The following is a 22,600-nucleotide window of genomic DNA, read 5'->3' as shown; positions in this document are numbered from 1 at the left end:
GCGCAGGCCCTCGTCGCGCGATCCGTGGATTACGGCGCCCGCACCACGTATGGCGCGACGCTGTTGAGCTTCTCGCAGGTCTCCTCGAATTCACGCTCGGGCCGGGACTGCGCGACCACCCCGGCCCCGGCCCGCAGCCACGCTCCCGCGTCGCTCTGGTACACCGCGCGCAGCACCAGGGCCGCCTCCATCGCACCGGTGGGCGAGACCATCAGCACCGCGCCCGAGTACAGCCCGCGCGGCGGGTCGGAGCGGAAGATCGAGTCCACGCCCGGCCGTTTCGGCACGCCCGAGGCGGTGACCGACGGAAAGAGCGCGTCGAGCGCGTCCCAGGCGCTGTGCCCGTCGGCCAGCCGGCCGCGGACCGTCGACGCCAGATGCTGAACGCTGCCGCGTTCGCGCACGGCCATGAAATCGGATACCGAGGTGGTGCCGGGTTCGGCGATCTCGGCGATCTCGGCGAAACAGGTCTGCACACTCATGGCGTGCTCCACGATCTCCTTGGGGTCGTTCACCAGATCGGTCCGGGCCGCGTTGTCGATCTCTGCGCCGAGACCGAAAGCGCGGGTGCCGGCGAGCGGTTCGGTGGTGACCGTGCGGTCGTCACTCACCGAGAGCACCAGCTCCGGACTGAATCCGGCCGCCTGCAACCCGCCCAGGCCGAGCAGGAACGAACGCGCCGGGGTGTTGTGCGCGCGCCCGAGCCGGTAGGTCGCGGGAATGTCCACCGCGAACGGGAGCTCGACTTTGCGCGAGAGGATGACCTTGCGGTACTGCCCGGCCTCGATCTCACCGACGGCCTTGGCGACCCGGTCGTGATAACCGGTGTCGTCGGCGCGGATATCGACCGGGAACGGCTGCGGCAGCGGCAGGTCTCGCGAGCGGGCGACCGTATCGAGCAGGAAGGTGGTCTCCGCGGCGGCGGCGCCGGTGACCCAGACCTTGCCCTCGGTATCGATACGCACCTCGACCCTGGGCACGATCAGCCGCACCAGCGGGGTGGCCGGGCGCAGGTACTCGACGGCGCCGAGCGAGTACGCGCAGAACTCGAAACCGACCCAGCCGTAGGCATTGCGTCCGGTCATGGGCAGCCCGGAGAGCGCCTCGTCCATCACCGCGGCCGGACTGCCGGTCCACGGTTTCGCGGTGGCCTCCCCCGACCAGTGGATCCGCAGTTCGTCGCTGTCCAGCTCGACCGCGCCGATCGGATCGGCGGCGAAGACCCATTCGCCGCCGCGCTCGTAGACTACGTATTCGCCGAACCGTTCTTCGGCGGCCAGGCGTGACATTGCTGCCGCCGGGTCGGTGACATATTCGACACGTAAACGTTCGTCAGTGGTCGACAACGATCCTCCAAGGCTAACCGACCCAACTAGAAAGTAAGGTTAGCATTACCTTTTCTGGGTAGGGGGTGCTCGACCGCAGCGGAAACCCCTCAAACGACCCGGACAGCGCGTCGGCCGTCCATAGTTGTTGCATCGAGTAATTTCACAGCCTGCGGCCGCTCGGTGGTTCACCGAAGGAGCCCATGAGCACCGGCACGCCGCGAACCCACCCGCCGACGCAGAGGATCCACAGCATGATCGAGTACAGCGGAGGAGTGTCCGCGCCACCCGAGGGCCCACCGGAATCAGTGGTCGCACTGGTGGATTCGGCATCGGGAACCGAGCGCGCACTCATCGGCCGCTGGCTCGCGGACGGCGGGATAGCCGCCGAACTGGGCGTCGACGCCCCGGTGACACAACTGGATCTCGACGCGGCCGCCATCGCCGGCCGCCTCACCGCACGCGCCGACGATCCGCTCGTGGTGCCGGTGCGGGTGCTGTGGCTGCCCCCCGAACGCGACGGAGTCCGGCGGGTCACCTTCGGCGATATGGCATTGCTCACCAATCCGCGGCGGCCGAATCGGCTCGCCCAGCGCCGCCTCGTCGCGACCGCCCCGGACCGCCATCTGATTCTCACCGGCGCCCCGGCCCGGCTCAGCGAGTTGCGCGCCAACAACCCGGAGGCCGCGGCGCTCCAGCGGACCGGTGCCGCCGAACCGTTCGCGCGAGCCGTGGTGCGTGCGGCGGTACTCGCGCTGGAACGCGCCGAGCGGACGGTGATCGGCGACAGGTACAAGGTTCCGCGGCTGGTCGCCGAGGAGATCCTGGACTCGCCCGATTTCCTACGGCGCCTGGAGCTCATCGCCGACGAGACCGGCGCCGAACCGCAGGATGTGCACCGGCGGGCCGAGAAAGCGCTCAACGAACTGGTCGCGGCGCAGAGCCGGACCGTCTCGGATCTGTTCACCCAGGCGATGCGGCCCGTGCACGCGTCGACCTGGAAAGTGGACTGCGACGAATCCGGGCTCGCCGCCCTGCGTGAGCTCAACCGGAGCCACCCGCTGGTGTTCCTTCCGTCCCACCGGTCCTATGTGGACGCGTTCGTGCTCGGCGATGTACTGGCCCGCAACGATTTCCCGCCCAACCACGTGGTCGGCGGCGCCAACCTGCGTTTCTGGCCGATGGGCCCGATCGCGCGCCGCACCGGCACCATCTTCATCCGGCGCAGTTTCGCCGGCGACACCGTGTATCAGGCGGTGGTCGAGGAATACTTCGGGTATCTGCTGTCGCGGCGATTCAACCTCGAATGGTATTTCGAGGGCGGCCGCACCCGCACCGGCAAGCTCCGGCCGCCGCGCTACGGCCTGCTGAACTATCTGGCCGCGTCCGTGCGCCGGGACCGGGTGGCCGACGCCCTCCTGGTCCCGGTATCGATCACCTACGAGCGGCTCAACGAACTCGGCGCCATCGCCGACGAGCAGGTCGGCGGCCGGAAGAAACCCGAAGGCCTGGCCTGGATGGCCCGCTATGTCCGCAACCAGCAGCATTCGGCCGGCCACGTGTATGTGCGATTCGGCGCACCGCTGTCGGCACGCGATCGGCTCACGGCCCACGGCGATCCGCTCACCGCACCGCCGGTCACCATCCCACTGCACCACACCGACCCCGCCGCCCGGCCCGCGCGCGGAGCCGAACTGGACACGCTCGGCGAGCATCTCGGCGAGCAGGAGCGCCGGGCGGTGCAGCGGCTCGCCTTCGAGGTGGCGGTGGGTATCAACGCGGTCACCCCGATCACCGTCAACGCGCTGGTCGCCCTGGCCCTGCTGGGGGTTCATCAACGCGCCCTCACCCTGGCCCAGGTGTACGAGGTGCTGGGTCCGGTCCTGGACTACATCGAAGCCCGTGATCTGCCCCGCGGCGAGATCGCCGAACTGCGCAATGAGCAGAGCCTCGCGGTCGTCCTCGAACAGCTCTCCCTCGCGAAGGTCGTCACCGTCTACCGCAGCGGCGTGGAGCCGGTGTACTCGATCGAACCGGGCGCCCATCTGGAAGCGGCCTTCTACCGCAACAGCGCGGTGCACTGGTTCGCCGACCGCGCGATTCTCGAGCTGGCGATCCTGGCGGCCGTCGAGGCCGCTCCCGACGACCCGACCGGCGCCATCGGGCCGGATATCGATGCCCTCGGTGTCGGCTGGGACGAGGCCTATCGGCTGCGCGATCTGCTCAAATTCGAATTCTTCTTCCCGGACCGGGCCGAATTCTCCGAGCGGATCACCGCGGAGATGCTGCTGGTCGACCCCGGCTGGCGGACCCGGCCGCGCGATACCCTCGGCAGCGACGTGCTGGCCGCGCTCACCGGCAGCGGTTTCATGATGGCCCACCGGGTGCTGCGGTCGTTCTTCGATGCGCAACTGGTGGTGGCCGAACGGCTGGAGGCGCGGGAACCGACGGCGACCATCGACCGCAAGGAGTTCGTCTCCGAATGCGTATCGGTGGGTCATCAGATGCTGCTGCAGCAGCGACTGCACAGCACCGAATCGGTATCCACCGAACTCTTCGGCAGCGCCTTGAAGCTGGCCGACAACTACCGGCTGCTCGACCCCGCGGATCCGGAGTCGCCGGAATCGGCGGCCGCTCTGGCCGAGCGGCGCCGGGAATTCGCCGACCGGCTGCGGACGATCGGTATCCGGATATCGCGTGCCGCGGCACTGGATCCGTCCAATCTCCCCGCGGGTGGTCCGCGATGACCGGCACGGACGGTGCGGAACCCGGCCGGGGCACCGATACCGGGACCGGCGGTGTCGACGGGCTCGCCGCCGCGATCCGGTCGGGGGCCCGGGGACCCGATATCGCCGCGATCGTCGATATCTCCGCGGCCGCCCAGCTGCGGTCCGACGCGGGCCGCCGGATTCGCGGCGCCGACCGGGAGCTGATCGAGGCGTTCTCCGGACAACTGCGCCAGGCCGCCGAGCACGGCGCCGTCGAATCCGCCGTCGCCCGCGCGGCCGGGCGGACACCGGAGGAACTGGGCGCGCTGGGCGAGCGCATGTTCAAACGCGGCTGGTACGACCAGCTGTATCCGGAGGTCTGGCGGCTGATCCAGGAACATATCGCGGCGGGGCACACGGTGGTGCTCACCGGCTCCGCCACCGAACAGCAGTTGCGGCCGGCGGCCACCGCGCTGGGGATCACGGAGGTGATCGGGTCCCGCCCTGCCGTCGCCGACGGCCGGCTCACCGGCGCCCTGGACGGGCCGGTGCCCTACGGGCCCGACAAGGTCGCGGCGATCGCCGAGTTCGCCACGGCCCGGGGTATCGACCTGGGCCGCAGCCACGTGTACTCCGGTAGTCCGGCGGATCGGCCGCTACTCGCGATCGCCGGGACCGCGGTCGCGATCGGTGCCGATCCCGCTCTTGCGGCCGCGGCGGCCGAGGACGGCTGGGCCGCGCCCGCGGTCATGCCCCGGACCGCCCCCACCACCGGCGACCGGCTGCGCACCCTGCTCGGATTCGCGGCGCTGCTCGGCGGCGCGCTCTTCGGCGTGATCAGCAAACTCCACACCCGTGACCACCGGGCCATGGCCAACGCGCTCCTGCGATACGGCGCCACCTGGCCGCTGCGGATCTGCGGTATCCGGCTGCGGGTCACCGGCACCGAACACGCACGCACGCCGCGGCCCGCGGTTTTCCTGTTCAACCATCAGAGCCAGTTCGATGTCCTCATCGTCCCGGCGGTATTGGGCGCCGGGGTCACGGGGGTCGGTAAGAAGGAACTGATCCGCAACCCCGTGTTCGGGCCACTCATGCGGTTCGTGGATGTCACCTTCATCGACCGTTCGGATACCGAAAGCGCGAAGGCCTCGCTCGCGCCGGTCGTGCACACCCTGCGCGACGGTCTGTCCATCGCCATCGCCCCCGAGGGGACACGCTCCTACACACCGCATCCGGGCCGGTTCAAGAAGGGCGCGTTCCATATCGCCGCGCAGGCCGGCGTCCCTGTCATTCCGGTGGTGATCCGCAACGCCGCGGATATCGGCCGGCGCGATTCGATGATCGCGCGGCGCGGCACGGTCGATGTGACGATACTGCCGCCGATCACCGTCGCCGATCCGGCCGGTCTCGACGAGACCGTGGCCGAGGTTCGGCGGCGCTACCTGGACACGTTGCTCGGCCGGCCTTCCGGCGGCTCGTCAGAGAGCGCGCCCGAACAACAGCTTCCACGGCATGAGGGCTGATTCCAGCTGCACCGACAGGCTCATCTTGGAGGCTCCGAGCGTCCGCTCCTCGAAGCGGATCGGCACCTCGGCGATATCGATCCCCTGCTTCTTGGTCCGGTAGTTCATCTCGACCTGGAACGAGTAGCCGTTGCTGCGGATCGAACCGATCTCGATGGCCCGGAGGGTATCGGCCTCCCACGCCTTGAATCCGGCGGTGGCGTCCTTGATACCGAGCCGCAGGATCGCGTTGACGTAGAAGTTCGCCCAGGCCGAGAGCGCCTTGCGGTACCACTTCCACTCCGCGGCCGTCGAACCTCCCGGTACGTAGCGCGATCCCAGCACCACCCCGGTACCCGGCCGTTTCAGCTCTTCGAGCATGGCCGGAATGACCTCGGCGGGATGGGACAGGTCGGCATCCATCTGGATCACCACCTCGGCGCCCTCGTCGAGAGCACGGGTGATACCCGCGATATAGGCGCGGCCCAGACCGTCCTTCTCGGTGCGGTGCAGTACCGACACCACGTTCGGCAGCTCCAGGGCCAGTTTGTCCGCCACCTCACCGGTTCCGTCCGGTGAGTTGTCGTCCACCACCAGGACGTGCAGGCCGGGCACGGGCAGCGCTGTGAGCCGCTCCACCGCAACCGGCAGATTGTCCCGCTCGTTGTAGGTCGGCACAACAACGGTAACCCTCAAGGGTCGCCCTCCCTGCTCACCTGGTTTCGCCCGTCAGCCGGTCCACGGGCCGCGAGCTTCGCTACGTATTACCCGTGAACGGTAGCCCAACCGCCGACCCCGGGCTGCAGCGCACCGGTCATAGCTGCCGAAACCGGGGCGACCCGGGCATACGCGCTGCTCAATCCCCTTCGCGCCAGGAGCGATCGGCCGCATCCTGAGCGGCGTTGCGCTGCCGCACGATCTCGAGCGCGCGCTCGGCGGTCGCACGATCCGGATAGGGACCCATCCGGTCGCGGAACCAGCACTGGAGACCACGCTCGGCGCGCCGATGTTTCAAGCAGTAGTACCACCGTTCGGCCATACCCCCAGCATTCCATCCACACCGGGTCCGAACGAGCAGAAACCCCCCGATCCGGCGGATCAGGGGGTCGGTATTGTGGCCAGGGCCGGGATCGAACCGGCGACCTTTCGCTTTTCAGGCGAACGCTCGTACCAACTGAGCTACCTGGCCGCAGGCACCCGGAACGAATGCCATCCGATGGAGCCGGATTTCTCCGGCATCCACTGGCGACCCTGACGGGACTCGAACCCGCGACCTCCGCCGTGACAGGGCGGCGCGCTAACCAACTGCGCCACAGGGCCTTGCTGTGTGCAACCTATTCTCATAGGTCGTACCCCCTACGGGATTCGAACCCGCGCTACCGCCTTGAAAGGGCGGCGTCCTAGGCCGCTAGACGAAGGGGGCTCGTCCCGGATTTCTCCGGACCGGCTTTTCAACGGCTATCCGTTGGGAGCTCGCATAGCTTATGACACGGTGGAGTAGATTCCCAAATCCGCTGGTCAGGCGGGCGAACCCAGTTCTTCCAAACGTGCGCTCGCCCGCCAGCCCTGCTGCTGCCGGAAGGTTTCGGTCCATCCGGTGGTGCAGCAGGCCTGCACCACCATCTCCAGCGATTCCCGGAACCGGGTGCGGAGATCGGGGCCACCCTGGTGCGCGTCGACCATGTAGCGCTGACCGATGAGCGCGCCGGCGAGCGTCCGGGTGAACCGATCGGGGTCGGTATCCGGACGTAGCTGCTCCTTCTCGATCGCACCGACGGTCAGGGTCCGGATGGCCGAGGCGAGCATCCGGCAGCCGCCGCGCCCCTGGCGCTGGAAACCGGGATCGATCACCAGACGGAATTCGGCCTGCACGATGATGTCGTGTTCCAGTCGCAGCGCCAGCTCGTCCAGGACGCCGTGCAGAATATCGAGCGGGCCCAGTTCGGTGCGGAGCAACCAGCGATCGATGGTGAGCCCGTACCGCTCGATCGCCGAATCGAGTACGGCCCGCGCCAGGTCTTCCTTCGAATCGAAATGGAAGTACATGGCGCCCTTGGTCGCTCGTGACCCTTCCAGAATACGGTTGAGCGAAGCCGCGGCGTAGCCGCTCTTCCCGAACTCAACGGCGGCGGACCGGATAATCGCTGCCCGTGTCCGACGGGCCCGCTCTTGCTGCCGTGCCATGCTCGAAACGCCTCCGAAGCCTTGTGCAATCCGCCGGGTTTTTCCTGCGGAATGCCCGCGACCGATCAGCTGCCTTGGACGGTGGCCGAAGTCGCGAACTTATCCTGTTGTGCATAATCCGACTTTTGGTCGGTTTTAATGCCCTGTCTCAAACTTTCGGTACGAAAACCCAGCGGGAAAAGAAACACACCGGCTGGTATAATTCGATCGCCCGGGTGCGCCGCAGGGGGTGCGCATCCGGGCATTCCGTTGCGCTCTACCTCGTCCCCGATCCGCCTCCCGCAGCATCGACTGGCGTGACACCCCGAATTCGCCGAATTGTCACGGTACTCGGAATCTCGTACCGGCACCCGGTAATCCGAGGTCGCCGGGCATCGGATCGGTACCCGGATCCACTACCCGCGATATGCGGCACGCGGCACGAACGGACACAGCGGTCCCCCTGGCAGTGCTGGATATTCATCACCGGACCGGTAGTCGCCGGAACTCAGCCGTCCGCTCCCGCGCCGCGACCCGATCCGCCACACTCGACAGCGATGACGAACCGGCCGTAACACGGGAAAAGCGACCCTGGAACCCGCCCCCGGGGGCAAGCCGCCTTTACCGATCCAAAGGCATTGGTATCCAACATATTTGAATCGTATCGTGCCGCCCGTTGTATCAACAATGCCCCGGGTACCGCGATTCGGAACCCGAAAGTATGGTTCCGGGTGCCGTCGGAGGCCGGCACCTGCCTCTCGGGCATCTCCCACCTCGCCCGATGCCGGAGACGCCGGCCGGGCGCCCCGGCAGGCCACCGCTGCCGCCGAGTGACAGAAAGCACCAGCGTGGCGGCCCGATTACGAGAAAGCCCGGTCATCCCATTACACTTGCGCCCGCGCCCCTATAGCTCAGTTGGTAGAGCTACGGACTTTTAATCCGCAGGTCCCAGGTTCGAGCCCTGGTGGGGGCACCGTTTCGGGCGCCCGGCCGGCAGGCCGGGGCACCCGATCTTCTCCGGCCCCTTCCAAGCGCCCACCTGTGAACTCCCCCAGGTTCGTGCCGCGATTCCTGTGACCGATGCCGAGGCGTCCGCGCCTCGCAGCCCGGCCCCCGCCCCGGCTCGCGTGGACGTCGGCGGCGTTCCGCCGAGCAGCGTGACCGGCGGCTATACCGCATTTTCGCCGCGCGGCGCCCCGCTGTTCCGCTGTGGAACTTCCCACCGGCGGTAACGTGATCCGGTGACCATTCGATAATTCCGTGACCGGGTTCCGGGTCATACACTCGAGGCCGACCGCCCGTGACAGAAACACGTGCCACCATGCACTCTTTCTCGGTCGGATGCGTTTCGCATCACACCTACGGTGCCGTAAGGTAGGGCCGCATCGGCAACGGTCTACAACAGGTGACCCGCACGAACGCAACATATGAAGGGCTTGATCACATGGCAAGGGATCTGACTCAACTCGAGCTGCTCACAGAGTTGGAGCCGGTTGCCGAGCAGAACGTCAACCGGCACCTCTCCTTGGCAAAAGAGTGGCATCCGCACGACTACGTCCCGTGGGACGAGGGTCGCAACTTCGCCGCGATGGGCGGACAGGATTGGGACCCCGAACAATCCAAGCTCAGCGAGGTCGCCAAGGCGGCCATGATCACCAACCTGCTCACCGAGGACAACCTGCCCTCCTACCACCGCGAGATCGCCGAGAACTTCTCGCAGGACGGGGCCTGGGGCACCTGGGTCGGCCGGTGGACCGCCGAGGAGAACCGCCACGGCATCGCGATGCGCGACTACCTGGTGGTCACCCGCGGCGTCGATCCGGTCGCGCTCGAGCAGGCGCGCATGGTTCATATGACCAACGGTTTCGCCTCCCCCGCCGAAGCCGACGCCGGGTTCCTGCACTCGGTCGCGTACGTGACGTTCCAGGAACTGGCCACCCGCGTCTCACATCGCAATACCGGCAAGGTCTGCGACGACGCGATCGCCGACCGGATGCTGCAGCGCATCGCGGCCGACGAGAACCTGCACATGATCTTCTACCGCAATATGTGCGGAGCGGCCCTGGACCTGTGCCCGGACCAGGCGCTGGACGCCATCACCCTGATTCTGGAGAACTTCCAGATGCCGGGCGCCGGTATGCCGAATTTCCGGCGCAACGGTGTGCTGATGGCCAAGCACGGAATCTACGATCTGCGCCAGCACCTCGAAGAGGTCGTGCAGCCGGTCCTCAAGAAATGGGACATCTTCGGACGCAGTGATTTCACCGCCCACGGCGAGGAGACCCGGGAGCGGCTCGGCAATTTCCTGGACAAGCTGTCCAAGGACGTCGTCAAGTTCGAGGAACAGCGCGACAAGATGCTCGCCCGTGAGGCGGCCAAGCGCGAAAAGCAGCTCGCCTCCGTCAACGCCTGATCGGGCCCACTGGGGCGAACACGAGAAGCCGCCGGGATTCGTCCCGGCGGCTTCTGTATATCCGGCTGCCCGTGTCCGGGCAGACGATCGCGATCACTTTATCGGCAGTGCGCCGTCGACCCCGCCGACGTCGGTGATCTGCCACCCGGCGTTCTCGTCCACACTGACGGTGTAGGTGACGGTGGTCTGGGCACCATCCGGATTCTGGGCATTGGTCGAGGTCACATCGACGAATACATTCACCTGGTAGACGCCGTCCTGCTCCGACATCACCTTGGCGGCGATGGGCTGCGCGGTCGAGGTCCACTGCAACGGCACCAGGATCTGCTCGAGTTCGGGCGCCGTTTCGTCGAACTTGCCCCCCAGCTGCGGGGTGGTGTTCTTCTTCAGCCCGGCGATCCACGCGTCCAGATCGCGGAAGTTCACCGTGGCCGCGCCGACCGCGTAGTCGGTGGCCACCTGTTCGGCCTGCCGGTCGTCGGCCGCCTGCTGGTCGCGGTCGGCCAGATCGCCGCGTGCTGTGAAGTAGAGGACGGCGAACACCACCGCGAGGGCGGCCAGACCGAGTACGAGCGCTCCCCGCACCAGGGTGGATACGCGGATGGACACCGTGCCCGCCCGGCCGGCGGCGGCCACCGGAGCGCCGGACGTGGAATCGCTTCCGCCCGCCGGGGTGGCCGCGGTGTCACGTTGGTCGCGGCCGGTGTCTTCGGTGTTCTCGGCCATGCTGGTCCCGTCCTCTTCCACTCGTATTCGGGCTGCCCGCACCCACCCGTGTCCAGCGGAAACGGGCAGCGGGCGAACCGGCGCACCCGAGGCTAGCGCCGCCGGGTGAGGCACCCGATAGTGACCCCCACCCGTTCCACAGGGAAAATAGGTTCTCGTGCAGGCAGAAGTGGAACAGGAGACAGGTTTGCGGATCGGCCCCTACCCGGTCGATCCGCCGGTGGTCCTCGCCCCGATGGCCGGGATCACGAATCTGGCCTTCCGCAAACTCTGCCGGGAGTTCGGCAGTTCGTCGGCGATCTACGTCTGCGAGATGATCACCGCCCGCGCGGTGGTGGAACGCAACGACAAGACGCTGCACATGATGTCCTTCGACGAGGGCGAATCGCCCCGCTCGATGCAGCTGTACGGCGTGGATCCGAAAACCCTGGGCGAGGCCGTGCGCATCATCGTCGGCGAGGGCTGGGCCGACCATATCGATATGAACCTCGGCTGCCCCGTCCCCAAGGTCACCCGGCTGGGCGGCGGTGCCGCGTTGCCCTATAAACGCAATCTCTTCGCCTCGATCGTCCGGGAGATGGTGCGGGCCGCCGAACCGGCGGGTGTGCCGGTCACCATGAAATTCCGGATCGGCATCGACGACGAGCACCGCACCTACCTCGATACCGGCCGGATCGCCGAGGCCGAGGGCGCCGCCGCGGTATCCCTGCACGCGCGGACCGCCGCCCAGCGCTACTCGGGCACCGCCGACTGGTCGGCCATCGCCCGGCTGAAGGAAGCCGTCACCACCATCCCCGTCCTCGGCAACGGGGATATCTTCTCGGCCGGCGACGGCGTGGCGATGATGGCACAGACCGGATGCGACGGTGTGGTGGTGGGCCGCGGCTGCCTGGGCCGGCCCTGGTTGTTCGGGGAACTGAGCGCGGCGCTGCGCGGTGAGCCCGCACCGGTACCGCCGGACCTCGGCGAGGTCGGGAAGATCCTGGCCCGCCACGCGGGACTGCTCGCCGAACACCACGGCGAGGACAAGGGCATGCGCGATCTGCGCAAACATATGGCCTGGTATTTCATGGGCTTCCCGCTCGGGGCAGACCTGCGCCGCAGCTTCGCGACGGTGTCCACGCTGGCCGAACTGGACGGGCTGATCGCGCAGCTCGATCCCGCCGTTCCTTTTCCGAAGGACGCCGAGGGCCCGCGGGGCCGGCAGGGTTCCCCGGGCAAGGTCGCGCTGCCGCACGGCTGGCTCGACGATCCCGACGACGCGGCGGTGCCGACCGCGGCCGATGTGATGCACAGCGGCGGCTGATCTCTTCGACACGCCGGTGCACCTGCACCGACACGCCGAATACCACGTGAAAGCATAATCACAGGCAACTTTCCAGCATCACCTTTGTCACAGCCCTTCACGTAATGTCCGAGTGGCCCTCAGTGGCGGAATCGTTATCATTGCGGAATCCCGCGCAGCCTTTCGAGCACGGCTGTGACGGCAGGAGTTGCGGAAAAGCGAGGTTCATCAGTTGGGTGACGATCGGCACGGGCGTTCTTCAGGGCCCGGAGGTCGCGCACCGTGGGAGCGGTATCCCGCGGCGGAGTCCCCCGATATGGACGGCGCGCATGGGGCCCGGCGGCAACGACAGCCGGAAACGCCGGAGAATCCGGCTCCGCTGACGGTTCAGGATCTGGTCGACCGCGTCGACAGCGAACGCACCGTCCGGCGACGCGAAGGCGACTCGGGCCGGCACACGGCGCCCGCGAGCCCACCACCACAGCCTCCCGCTCCAGCACAGCAATCGCCCGGCCGGCCGCCGGGCCCGCCGCCACGCGGTGAACAACGGGGCAGACCGGCGCCCGGCCCCGATGCCGCACCCGGTCGGCCGAACCGGCCGGCGCCCGGCCCCGGCCCTGGCCGCCCCCCGGCCGCGGGCCCGCCCCCGACCGGGGGAACTCCGGCACAACCCGGTCCCGGGCCACGTCCTCCCGGGCCGCCGCCCGGGTCGGCGCCGCCCGGCGGTCCGGGTCCACGCCGCCCACAGCCCCCCGCCGGCCGGACCGCACCACCGCCGCCGCAACAACGCGGTGCCGAGCAACAACCTCCCCCGCCGCGTCCCAGCGGTGGCCGCCCCGCCGACGGCCCGCCCGCGGCAACCGGGGCACGGCCGGCCGCCGAGAACCGGCCCCCGGCCGTTCCGCCCCCCGGCCCGGCGCCGGCGGCCCCCGGCAAACGCCCCCCGACCGGACAGCGGCCGGCCGCGGTTCCACCCGCGGACCCCGAGGCGACCACGGCCGTTCCACAACCGCCCGCACCGGCTCGCGGTGGCCCGCGGCCGGATAACGAGCCGGGCCGTAAACGCTCCCGGCAATCGCGCAGCACACCCGGCCGCGGTAACAAGGCCGCCGCGGTGGCGGCACCGGGCGCCGAGGTCACCGATGTGATGGATCCGATCGGCGACGACGACCGGATCAACGGCCGCACCGATACCGGCGGCTGGCCGACCTCCGAGCCCGCCGGCCCGGAAACGGTCGGGAAACCGAAACGGGCCGCGAAGCCTCCGTCGCGCGGTAACCGGCGGCTACGTATCGCCGGCCGCGCCACCGTCGCGTTCTTCTCGGTACTGGCACTGCTCATCACCGGCGGCGGCTGGAGCTACCTGCGCGCCACGAACAACGGTTTCACCCAGGTCTCCGCGCTCGCCGAGAACGAAGACGATGTGATCGATGCCGGCGCCCAGCTCGGCGACGAGAACTATCTGATCGTCGGTACCGATACCCGCGCCGGCGTCAACGGCGATATCGGTGCGGGCACTGTCGAAGACGCCGAAGGCGCTCGTGCCGATACGACGATGCTGGTGCACATCCCCCAGAATCGTCAGCGCGTGGTGGTCGTTTCCTTCCCACGCGACCTGGATGTCACCCGCCCCGAGTGCTACGGCTGGGACAACGAGAAACCCGGATACACCGAACAGCTCTTCGACTCGGCCATGGGCGACAAGCTCAACGCCGTCTACAACCTCGGCGGTCCCCGATGCCTGCTGTCCACGATCCAGCGGCTGACCGGTAGCTCGATCAATCACTTCATCGGTATCGACTTCGCCGGGTTCGAACGGATGGTCGATATGCTGAACGGGGTCGAGGTCTGCAGTACCGGCCCACTCGAGGACGGGACGCTGGGGACCATCCTCCCGGCCGCGGGCACACAGCGGATCGACGGCAAGACCGCCCTGAACTATGTTCGCGCCCGCCATGTCTATGGTGAGGAGCGCAGCGACTACGACCGGATCAACCGGCAACAGAGGTTCTTGGCCTCACTGCTGCGTGGTGCGCTCTCCAGCAAGATGCTGCTGGACCCGGGCAAGCTGAACGGGTTCATCAAGGCGTTCCGCGATGCGACCTTCGTCGACAATGTGGAATCGAACGATCTCCTGACGCTGGGCAAATCGCTGCAGGATCTGGAGTCCGGTGCGGTGACATTCCTGACCGTCCCCACCGCGGGCACCAATTCGTACGGCAACGAGATACCACGGACTTCCGATATCCAGGCCATCTTCCGCGCCATCCGCGATGATCAGCCGCTGCCGGGTGAGAAGACCGCACCCGCGCCGCCGCCGACCTCGGAAGCACCCGTTCCGCCCACGCTCACCGCCGTGGATCCGAGCACCTTGTCCCTGCTGGTTTCCAACGGCTCGGGTATTGCCGGCCTGGCCAGGACCACGGCCAGTCAGCTGGCGAATGTGGGCTTCAACATCTACAACGCCGACAACTACACCGAAGGCAATTCCCCGGAAACCAAGGTCCGATATTCCCCGGGCCACGAGGCCGAAGCGGCGACGGTCGCGAGTTCGGTGCCCGGAGCGACCATGGAACTGGATGAATCGCTGGACAGTATCGTCGAATTGGTACTGGGCGAGGACTATCAGCAGATAGTGAACGAGCCGACGCTGGTCGGTGACCCGATCACGGATGTCGGGCCGGCGGTTTCCGCGCCGGTAGAACTGCCGGAGGACCTCGAGCATGTCAACGCCGCGGATGACGTGTGCGCATAGAAATGCCCTCGGCGGCCGGATTCCACCGATGCGATCGCCACGGGCAACCGCACGGAAAGCGTGCCGATCGGGTCCCGCGATACCGACAGCCCTGTCGGTATCGACCGAAAGCCGCCCCACTCATTAACCGCCTGTTGGTGACTTGGTCAGGGTCAGCAACTAATCTCTAGCCATGCGTGTCATCTACAACGAGCAAATGGCCGACCTCGCCCACCTGCTGGGCGAAATGGCCGAGCTTGCCGGTTCGGCCATGGATCGTGCCACGCAGGCTCTGCTCCAGGCCGATCTGCCGCTGGCCGAGCAGGTCATCAGCGAAGGCGATCGCATCGCCGAGATGATCGCCGACGCGGAAGAGAAGTCCTTCGCGCTGCTCGCGCTGCAGGCCCCGGTCGCCGGCGATCTCCGCCAGGTGGTCAGTGCCATCCAGATCGTCAACGACGTCAACCGGATGGGCACGCTCGCCCTGCATGTGGCCAAGGTGGCCCGTCGCAGGCATCCGAACCACGCCCTGCCCGAGGCCGTGAACGGGTATTTCGCCGAAATGGGCCGGATCGCGGTCAGCATGGGCGAAGGCGCCAAGGAAGTGCTGGACTCCCGCGATCCCGAACGCGCGGCGCAACTGAACCAGGACGACGAGGCGATGGACGATCTGCATCGCCACCTGTTCACGCTGCTGATGGACCGGGAATGGAAGTACGGGGTGGCGTCGGCCGTCGATGTCACCCTGCTCGGCCGCTACTACGAGCGGTTCGCCGACCACGCGGTGGAGATCGGCCGCCGGGTCATCTTCCTGGTGACGGGCGAACTGCCCGCGGATACCGATACCGAGAGCTGAGCCGCAGCTGCTCGAGACGATGGAATGTGGTCCGGGAAATTTCCCGGACCACATTTCTGTGGGCAACCAGTGAGTGACTCAACTACCTGTTACGTGGCTGGTAAAGCGAAGCCGTAACCGCCCGGTTCAGAAACCACGATCTCCGCAACACCTCAGAATTTCTGGGTGTTGCGGAGATCGCTCAACCCGCGTGATATCAGGCGGGGCCGATTATTGGAATCGAGTTACGTGCCGACGAATTGCCAGTTGTCGACAAACGTACTTTCGACCGGTGTGCTAGCTGGTCACCCGCCATTCGTACCGGCCCTGGCCATACGAGAAGCAAATCCACTTCGATCCGCCCTCATGGCGAATGTTGCCGACCGTGTACTCGTTGCACGGGTCCGGCGGCACAGCCGGAGCCTGCGGAGCCAGCAGCGTCGTCGTCAGAATCGCGGCCACCCCGAGCAATCCACTGGTGAGTAGACGAATTGCCATCACGAAACCTCTTTCGCTCGAACAAAATGCGCAGAGGTCATGCCATTGGTCATGTCATTTTCTCCCCCCCGCCTCGTCCAGGGTATCGAATCATGTTGGAAGAAACAACAACTCACTTCACATCGTCTCCGACGGCAGGTTCGGTGGCCGCCACCGGCTCGGTGACGACACCGGTACACGGCCGGTCCCACGCGGACAGAGAAGCCCGCGGGAATCGTTCCCGCGGGCTTTCTCGTCGGCGGTGCTGCCGGTGACTCAGCCGAACCGGCCGGAGATGTAATCCTCGGTGGCCTTCTCACCGGGGTTGGAGAAGATCTTCTCGGTATCGTCGATCTCCACCAGCCGGCCCGGCTTGCCCTGGGCCTCCAGGTTGAAGAAGCCGGTCTTATCGCTCACCCGCGCCGCCTGCTGCATGTTGTGGGTGACGATGACGATCGTGTATTCCTTCTTCAGCTCGGTGATGAGGTCCTCGATCGCCAGCGTGGAGATCGGGTCCAGCGCCGAACAGGGCTCGTCCATCAGCAGCACATCGGGTGAGACCGCGATGGCACGGGCGATGCAGAGCCGCTGCTGCTGACCACCGGAAAGACCGCCGCCGGGCTTGTCCAAGCGGTCCTTCACCTCGTTCCAGAGGTTGGCGCCGCGCAGCGAGCGCTCGGCGACCTCGTCGAGTTCGCCCTTGTTGCGCATGCCCTGCAGTTTGAGCCCGGCCACCACATTGTCGCGAATGGACATGGTGGGGAACGGGTTCGGCCGCTGGAACACCATGCCGATGGTGCGGCGCACGCCCACCGGATCGACCTGCGAGGCGTAGATGTCCTCGCCGTCGAGCATGACCGAACCCGAAACGCTGGCGTTCGGGGTCACCTCGTGCATCCGGTTCAGCGACCGCAGCACGGTGGACTTACCGCAGCCCGACGGTCCGATGAAGGCGGTCACGCTGCGCGGCAGGACGTTCAGCGAGACATCGGCGACGGCGTGGAACTTGCCGTAGAAGATGTTCAGTTCTTTGATGTCGATGCGCTTGGCCATCTATTTTCCGTTTCCGCCTTATCGGTTCCGCATCAGGAACTTGTTGACACCCGCGGCCGCGAGATACAGCAGTGCGATCAGCAGGATGAGGGTGAGCGCGGCGCCCCACACCCGCTGCCGGCCCGCGTCCTCCGCGTTCGCCAGTTCCTGGTAGATCAGCAGCGGCAGCGAGGCCATATTGCCGTCGAAGATGTTCATATTGATCGACTTGCTGTAGCCGACCAGCACCAGCACCGGCGCCGTCTCGCCCATGACCCGGGCCAGCGCGAGCAGGATGCCGGAGATCATGCCGGGCAGGGCGGTCGGGATGACGATCTTCAGGATCGTCTTCCACTTCGGGATACCGAGCGCGTAGGACGCCTCGCGCAACTCGTCGGGGACGAGTTTGAGCATTTCCTCGGTATTGCGCACGACCACCGGCAACATCAGCAGCACCAGGGCCAGCGCCACCGCGAACGAGCTCTGCGGGAAGCCGAGGGTCGCGATCCACAGCGCGAAGATGAACAGCGCGGCCACGATCGAGGGCACACCGGCCAGGATGTCGACCATGAAGGTCGTGACCTTGGCGAACCGGCCGGTGCCGTATTCGATGAGGTAGACCGCCGCCATGATGCCCAGCGGCACCGCGATCACGGCCGCCACCGCGGACTGCACGATGGTGCCGTAGATGGCGTGGTAGACACCGCCGCCGGTCTGGTCGGGAAGGACGCCCTTCTGCGAGTTCTGCCACCAGTCCAGCGAGAGGATGGCCTCGAAGCCGTTGATGAGCACCATCCCCAGCACCCAGCCCAGGGGCACGAGCGCGATGAGGAAGCACAGGGCGAACAGGACGGTGGCGATATTGTTCTTGATCCGCCGCCCGGTGCTCACCTGACGGAAGGTGGGCGCCTTGATCGGCTGATTGAACTTCGTCAGGGTGGTCATCAGCCGTTCACCTTTCCGCCCGCCGCGAACCGGGCCAGCGCGTTGACGACGAAGGTCAGCGCGAAGAGCACGAAGCCCGCCGCGATATACGCGCCCGTCGGCAGCGGCGCGCTGAACTCGGCGGCGGCCGAAGCGATCTTGGAGGCGAAGGTGAAGCCACCGTCGAACAACGACCAGTTGCCCGCGTCCGCCGAGGTCTTCAGGATGAGCAGCACGGCGATGGTCTCACCGAGAGCGCGGCCCAGACCGAGCATGGATCCGGCGATGACACCGCTGCGCCCGTAGGGCAGCACGGTCATGCGCACGACCTCCCATTTGGTGGCGCCCAGCGCCTGGGCGGCCTCGATATGGGAAACCGGCGTGAGCGCGAACACTTCCCGCGCGACCGAGGTGATGATCGGCAGGATCATCACCGCGAGCACGACGCCCGCGGTGAAGATCGTGCCGCCGCCGGCGATCGAGACATTGCCGTCGGAGAAGAGGAAGAACCAGCCCAGGTTCTCGTTGAGGAATTCCTGGATGGGCTTCAGATACGCGGCCAGTACCAGCAGGCCCCACAGGCCGTAGACGATCGAGGGCACCGCGGCCAGCAGATCGGTCAGCATGGAGAAGGGGCGCGCCAGCTGCTTGGGCGCGTACCGGGTGAGGAACAGCGCGATACCGACGCCGATCGGGACCGCGATGATCAGCGCGAACGCGGAGCTCAACACCGTCACCATGAACAGGTCACGGATGCCGAAGCGGAGATTACCGGCATCGCCGGTGTTGAACTCCGTACTGGTGAAAAAGTTCACCTGGTCAGCCCGGAGCGAAGGCACCGCACGAATCAGCAGGAACAGGGCGATCAGCGCGATGGAGGCGACGATGATCGCCGCGGCGGCCGTGGCCAGTGATTTGAAGATCACCTCGGCCCGCCGCCCGCTGCCCTTGCTCTCACCACCTAGCGGCGGTTTGCTCGGATGGCTCGACATTGTTGCGGGCACTCCTGCCTTCGGCAGGCCCGTCCCACCGGACGAGCCCGCCGAGGCTACCTCAGGGTTGACTGTCATATTCGCGCTATCAGGAGATGGCGTTGATCGCCGTGGTCAGCTTGGTCTTGAACTGCTCCGGGATCGGCACGTATCCGTTGTCCTCCAGGCCGTCCTGGCCGTTGCTGATCGCCGAGCTGAGGAAGGCCTTGACCGCGGTCGCGACCTCTCCGTCTGCGTACTTCGAGCACACGATCTCATAGGTCGGCAGGATGATCGGGTAGGCGCCGGTCTCGGTGGGCTTGTAGAACGACGAGGTGTCGAGCACCAGATCGTTGCCCTCGCCCTTGATCTTCACACCGTCGATCGCCTTACCGGCGGTTTCGGAGGTGAGTTCGACCGGCTCCGGGCCCGCGGAGGTGATGACCCGGGTCACCGACAGGTTCTGCGCCTTGGCGAACGACCACTCGTTGTAGGAGATGGAGTTGGGGGTGGACTTGACCGCGGCCGAGGTGCCCTCGTTGCCCTTGGCGCCCTCGCCGACTCCGCCGTTGAAGACCTTGCCGGCTTCCTTGCCCCACGCGCCGTCGGAGGCGGCATCCAAGTAGAGCTGCAGGTTATCGGTGGTGCCCGACTCGTCGGACCGGTAGATGACCTTGATCGGCTCCGCCGGCAGCTGCGCGTCCGGGTTCAGCGCCTTGATCTCGGGCGCGTCCCAGGTCTTGATCGCGCCGTTGAAGACCTTGGCCAGGGTCGGGCCGTCGAGCGCGAGATCGGTGACACCGTTGAGGTTGTAGGTGATCGCGATCGGACCGAAGACGGTCGGCAGGTTCCAGGCCGGGGAGGCGCAGCGCTTCTCGGCGTCGGCGACCTCACCCTTCTTCTCGCTCAGCGGGGAGTCGGAGCCGGCGAAGTCGGTCTGGCCACCGAGAAATTCCTTGACGCCCGCGCCCGAACCGCTGGAGGTGTAGTTGAGGGTCTGGCCGTCGCAGTTGGTCTCGAAGGCGGCGGTGAAACGCTCCACGGCGTTCTTCTGGGCCGAGGAGCCGCTGGCCTTGAGGGCCTCCTTGCCACCGCAGGTGACGTCGGCGTTGGCCTCGACACCGCTCGCTCCGGCGTTGTCGTCGCTGCCGCAGGCGGCCAGCGGCAGGGTTACGGCGGCGAGTACACCGACGAGGGCACTGCTGCGCTTGAACTTCACTCCAGTCCTCCGGATACGTCCTACTCGCCCGGTCCCTCACCGGCCCGGGCGCGTGTGGTGGGTGCGGCCGTTCGCGGGGAACTTGCACACCGGGCGGCCCACTGCCGCCTGGAATCAAAGTAGGGCCCGTCGGTAGCCAGCCGGACCAGGGCAAGTGAACGGAGGGTGAACAGGGCGGTGCTGATGTGCCCGTTATGTGTGATGTTTGCCGCGTTGTTACTCATCGCACGCCATTCGGTCCGATTCCGGCCGTGCAACCGGCACCCGGAGCGGCCGGATCGGGCCGCCGTCCCGCAGCCACTCCGGGGCGGTTCGCACCGCGCGCGGACTTCCGGTGACGCGCTCTCCGCGCCACCAGGGACCCTCACTCCGGAGCGGTGTAGGCGATATCGATATGGGCCGGAGCGAAGCCGAGCCGCCGGTACGTGCGGACCGCCGCGGTGTTGTCCGCCTCGGTGTAGAGCAGAACCTCACCCAGCCCCGCATGCCGCAGGTGATGCAGGCCGATCAGCGTGAGCAACCCGCCCAGCCCGCGCCCCTGCGCGGCCGGATCGACACCCACCACATAGACCTCGCCGGCGGGCGGCTTCTCGTCGTGATGAACCTTGGTCCAGTGGAATCCGAGCAACCGCGCCGGATCCTGCGCGTCGAAGGCGAGAAAAAGCCCGTCCGGGTCGAACCACGACTCCGCCCGCCGCTGCGCGAGCTCGTCCTCGCTCCAGCCGCCCTGCTCGGGATGCCAATCGAAGGCCGCATTGTTGACCCGCAGCAATTCCGGATCATCGGCCGGACCGGCATAGGTGCGCACCAGCAGTCCGTCCGGCAGCGCAACCGGCGGTAGCTCCGAATTTGCCAGCTCGCGGCGCATCTGCCACAACTCCCGCGCGGCGACCAGCCCCAGGCGGGTGGCCACCGCCGCCGCGGCGGGCAGTTTCCCGTGCGCCCAGACCCGCGTCCCCGGGCCGCCGGCCGCCAGCGCGGCCGACACCAGGCCGCTGCCGATCCCCCGGCCCCGGAACTCCGGTGCCACGGCCGCCTCCGCCATGGCGGGATGCTCACCGTGCGCCGCGGTCAGGCTCGCGTATCCGGCCACCGACCCCTCGCGCAACGCGAGCAGATGCCGCACCGGCGAGCTCCTGCGCAACGCCAGCAGCGCCTGTTCGGATACCGGGGCCACACCGTCGGTAGCGGCGGCCTTCTCCAGCAGCGTCGTCACCCGGCCGGCCCGATCGTCCGGCACGACATCCGTCCACTCCAGCTCGAAGCCGGCGGTCGCACCCCTGTTCACTGCGCGGTGCCGTTGACCGGCGCCATGGCATCGTCGTCCACGCCGTCCTTGTCTCCATTGGCCGACCGGCCGTCGCCCTCGCCCTTGTTCGACGAGCGCGCGGGCCGTACGGCCTTGTAACCGACATTGCGAACCGTCCCGATCAGCGATTCGTACTCGCTGCCGAGCTTGGCCCGCAACCGCCGCACATGCACATCGACCGTGCGGGTGCCACCGAAGAAGTCGTAACCCCAGACCTCCTGCAACAGCTGCGCGCGGGTGAAGACCCGCCCCGCGTGCTGCGCGAGGTACTTCAGCAACTCGAACTCTTTGTAGGTCAGATCGAGCGGCCTGCCGCGGAGCCGGGCGGTGTAGGTGCCCTCGTCGATCACCAGCTCCCCCAGAGTGATCTTGCCGCTGGCCTCCGGGCTGGCCGCGCCGCCGGTCCGGCCGACCAGCAATCGCAGCCGCGCATCCAGCTCCGCCGGCCCAGTACTGGGCAGCAGAATATCGTCGAGACCCCAATCGGCGTTCACCGCGACCAGGCCACCCTCGGTCAGCACGGCGACCACCGGAACCGACGACCCGGTACTCCCCAGCAGCCGGCACAGCCCACGGGCCGCCGCCAGATCGGAACGGGCGTCCACCAGCGCGATATCGGCAGTACCCGCCTCCAGCAACGACGCCACCTCCGTCGGCGCGGGCCGCACATTGTGCGCGAGCAGCGTCAACGAGGGCAGAACCGATTCCGGATCGGGGTCGGAAGTCAGCAGGAGCAGCTCCACAAGCACTCCTCCCATCTCGTAGCTACGCGAAAGCCAGCGTCGTCGCCGTCGCCACGTTGCTCATCCACAACTGATCCCCGCAAGATTAGCGCTTGTGTCCACGGAAGCGCCTCCGGCACTCGAGGGGGTGTGATGTTGGAGCGGCCCATCCGCGAAGGGGCGGGCTGTGATTTTGGAGCGGCTCCGCCGCTCGAGGGTGGGGCCCCGGGGGCCCGGTTCTTCACTCCCGGC

18 protein-coding genes and 4 tRNA genes are annotated in these 22,600 nt (G+C 67.3%); 7 read left to right on the top strand and 15 right to left on the bottom strand.

Annotation, left to right across the window (positions count from 1 at the left end):
* Positions 1-29: 29 nt before the first annotated feature.
* Positions 30-1,346, bottom strand: coding sequence for a salicylate synthase (locus ACWDU1_RS10835; RefSeq protein ID WP_449997537.1), 1,317 nt, complete (start codon positions 1,344-1,346; stop codon positions 30-32).
* A 233-nt stretch (positions 1,347-1,579) separates the two neighbouring features.
* Here ACWDU1_RS10835 and ACWDU1_RS10830 point away from each other — a divergent pair, with 233 nt between their 5' ends.
* Positions 1,580-4,072 carry a glycerol-3-phosphate 1-O-acyltransferase gene (locus tag ACWDU1_RS10830; RefSeq protein ID WP_449997535.1) on the top strand — a complete coding sequence of 831 codons (2,493 nt, stop codon included), beginning with the start codon at positions 1,580-1,582 and terminating at the stop codon, positions 4,070-4,072.
* Positions 4,069-5,559 carry a 1-acylglycerol-3-phosphate O-acyltransferase gene (locus ACWDU1_RS10825; protein WP_449997534.1) on the top strand — a complete coding sequence of 497 codons (1,491 nt, stop codon included), beginning with the start codon at positions 4,069-4,071 and terminating at the stop codon, positions 5,557-5,559. Before ACWDU1_RS10830 ends, ACWDU1_RS10825 begins: the two co-directional genes overlap by 4 nt.
* Here the strand turns inward: ACWDU1_RS10825 and ACWDU1_RS10820 are convergent.
* From ACWDU1_RS10820 to ACWDU1_RS10795, 6 genes are all read right to left on the bottom strand, one after another.
* Positions 5,515-6,234: a polyprenol monophosphomannose synthase gene (locus ACWDU1_RS10820; protein ID WP_449997532.1), complete on the bottom strand. Its 720-nt coding sequence runs from the start codon at positions 6,232-6,234 to the stop codon at positions 5,515-5,517. The two genes, ACWDU1_RS10825 and ACWDU1_RS10820, sit on opposite strands and share 45 nt — an antisense overlap.
* Positions 6,235-6,394: 160 nt before the next feature.
* Entirely contained in the window at positions 6,395-6,577 is a 183-nt protein-coding gene (locus ACWDU1_RS10815) for a hypothetical protein (protein ID WP_449997531.1), read from the bottom strand.
* Positions 6,578-6,653: 76 nt separating this feature from the next.
* Positions 6,654-6,727 (bottom strand) — tRNA-Phe (locus ACWDU1_RS10810).
* A 54-nt stretch (positions 6,728-6,781) separates the two neighbouring features.
* Positions 6,782-6,858: transfer RNA gene (locus ACWDU1_RS10805), tRNA-Asp, on the bottom strand.
* A gap of 30 nt (positions 6,859-6,888) precedes the next feature.
* Positions 6,889-6,961 (bottom strand) — tRNA-Glu (locus ACWDU1_RS10800).
* A 95-nt stretch (positions 6,962-7,056) separates the two neighbouring features.
* Positions 7,057-7,722: a TetR family transcriptional regulator gene (locus tag ACWDU1_RS10795; RefSeq protein WP_449997529.1), complete on the bottom strand. Its 666-nt coding sequence runs from the start codon at positions 7,720-7,722 to the stop codon at positions 7,057-7,059.
* A gap of 879 nt (positions 7,723-8,601) precedes the next feature.
* On the opposite strand from ACWDU1_RS10795, the gene ACWDU1_RS10790 reads away from it, so the two are divergent.
* Positions 8,602-8,674 (top strand) — tRNA-Lys (locus ACWDU1_RS10790).
* Between the two features lie 471 nt (positions 8,675-9,145).
* A complete protein-coding gene (locus tag ACWDU1_RS10785; RefSeq protein WP_449997527.1) occupies positions 9,146-10,114 on the top strand; it encodes an acyl-ACP desaturase in 969 nt (322 codons plus the stop codon).
* A 93-nt stretch (positions 10,115-10,207) separates the two neighbouring features.
* On the opposite strand, the gene ACWDU1_RS10780 is transcribed toward ACWDU1_RS10785, so the two are convergent.
* A complete protein-coding gene (locus ACWDU1_RS10780; protein WP_449997526.1) occupies positions 10,208-10,840 on the bottom strand; it encodes a hypothetical protein in 633 nt (210 codons plus the stop codon).
* 157 nt (positions 10,841-10,997) lie between these two features.
* Here ACWDU1_RS10780 and dusB point away from each other — a divergent pair, with 157 nt between their 5' ends.
* From dusB to phoU, 3 genes are all read left to right on the top strand, one after another.
* Entirely contained in the window at positions 10,998-12,146 is a 1,149-nt protein-coding gene (gene dusB, locus ACWDU1_RS10775; RefSeq protein WP_449997525.1) for a tRNA dihydrouridine synthase DusB, read from the top strand.
* Between the two features lie 1,093 nt (positions 12,147-13,239).
* Complete coding sequence (locus tag ACWDU1_RS10770) at positions 13,240-14,880, top strand: LCP family protein (protein ID WP_449997523.1); 1,641 nt, start codon at positions 13,240-13,242, stop codon at positions 14,878-14,880.
* 172 nt (positions 14,881-15,052) lie between these two features.
* Positions 15,053-15,715 carry a phosphate signaling complex protein PhoU gene (gene phoU, locus ACWDU1_RS10765; protein WP_449997521.1) on the top strand — a complete coding sequence of 221 codons (663 nt, stop codon included), beginning with the start codon at positions 15,053-15,055 and terminating at the stop codon, positions 15,713-15,715.
* Positions 15,716-15,991: 276 nt separating this feature from the next.
* On the opposite strand, the gene ACWDU1_RS10760 is transcribed toward phoU, so the two are convergent.
* From ACWDU1_RS10760 to ACWDU1_RS10730, 7 genes are all read right to left on the bottom strand, one after another.
* On the bottom strand, positions 15,992-16,192 hold the full coding sequence (locus tag ACWDU1_RS10760; protein WP_449997519.1) for a hypothetical protein: 201 nt from the start codon (positions 16,190-16,192) through the stop codon (positions 15,992-15,994).
* Between the two features lie 255 nt (positions 16,193-16,447).
* Positions 16,448-17,224, bottom strand: coding sequence for a phosphate ABC transporter ATP-binding protein PstB (gene pstB, locus ACWDU1_RS10755; protein ID WP_449997517.1), 777 nt, complete (start codon positions 17,222-17,224; stop codon positions 16,448-16,450).
* Positions 17,225-17,242: 18 nt separating this feature from the next.
* Positions 17,243-18,148: a phosphate ABC transporter permease PstA gene (pstA, locus tag ACWDU1_RS10750; protein WP_449997516.1), complete on the bottom strand. Its 906-nt coding sequence runs from the start codon at positions 18,146-18,148 to the stop codon at positions 17,243-17,245.
* Positions 18,148-19,119 carry a phosphate ABC transporter permease subunit PstC gene (gene pstC / locus ACWDU1_RS10745; protein ID WP_449997514.1) on the bottom strand — a complete coding sequence of 324 codons (972 nt, stop codon included), beginning with the start codon at positions 19,117-19,119 and terminating at the stop codon, positions 18,148-18,150. The genes pstA and pstC overlap by 1 nt, the downstream gene beginning before the upstream one ends.
* A gap of 88 nt (positions 19,120-19,207) precedes the next feature.
* Positions 19,208-20,317: a phosphate ABC transporter substrate-binding protein PstS gene (pstS, locus tag ACWDU1_RS10740; protein ID WP_449997513.1), complete on the bottom strand. Its 1,110-nt coding sequence runs from the start codon at positions 20,315-20,317 to the stop codon at positions 19,208-19,210.
* A 364-nt stretch (positions 20,318-20,681) separates the two neighbouring features.
* Positions 20,682-21,575, bottom strand: a complete 894-nt coding sequence (gene mshD, locus ACWDU1_RS10735) for a mycothiol synthase (RefSeq protein ID WP_449997539.1) — start codon at positions 21,573-21,575, stop codon at positions 20,682-20,684.
* A gap of 26 nt (positions 21,576-21,601) precedes the next feature.
* Positions 21,602-22,369: a winged helix-turn-helix transcriptional regulator gene (locus ACWDU1_RS10730; protein ID WP_449997511.1), complete on the bottom strand. Its 768-nt coding sequence runs from the start codon at positions 22,367-22,369 to the stop codon at positions 21,602-21,604.
* Positions 22,370-22,600: the final 231 nt, after the last annotated feature.

The sequence above is a fragment of the Nocardia sp. NPDC003345 genome, assembly GCF_053589395.1.
This window is presented reverse-complemented; position numbering and strand designations above follow the sequence as displayed.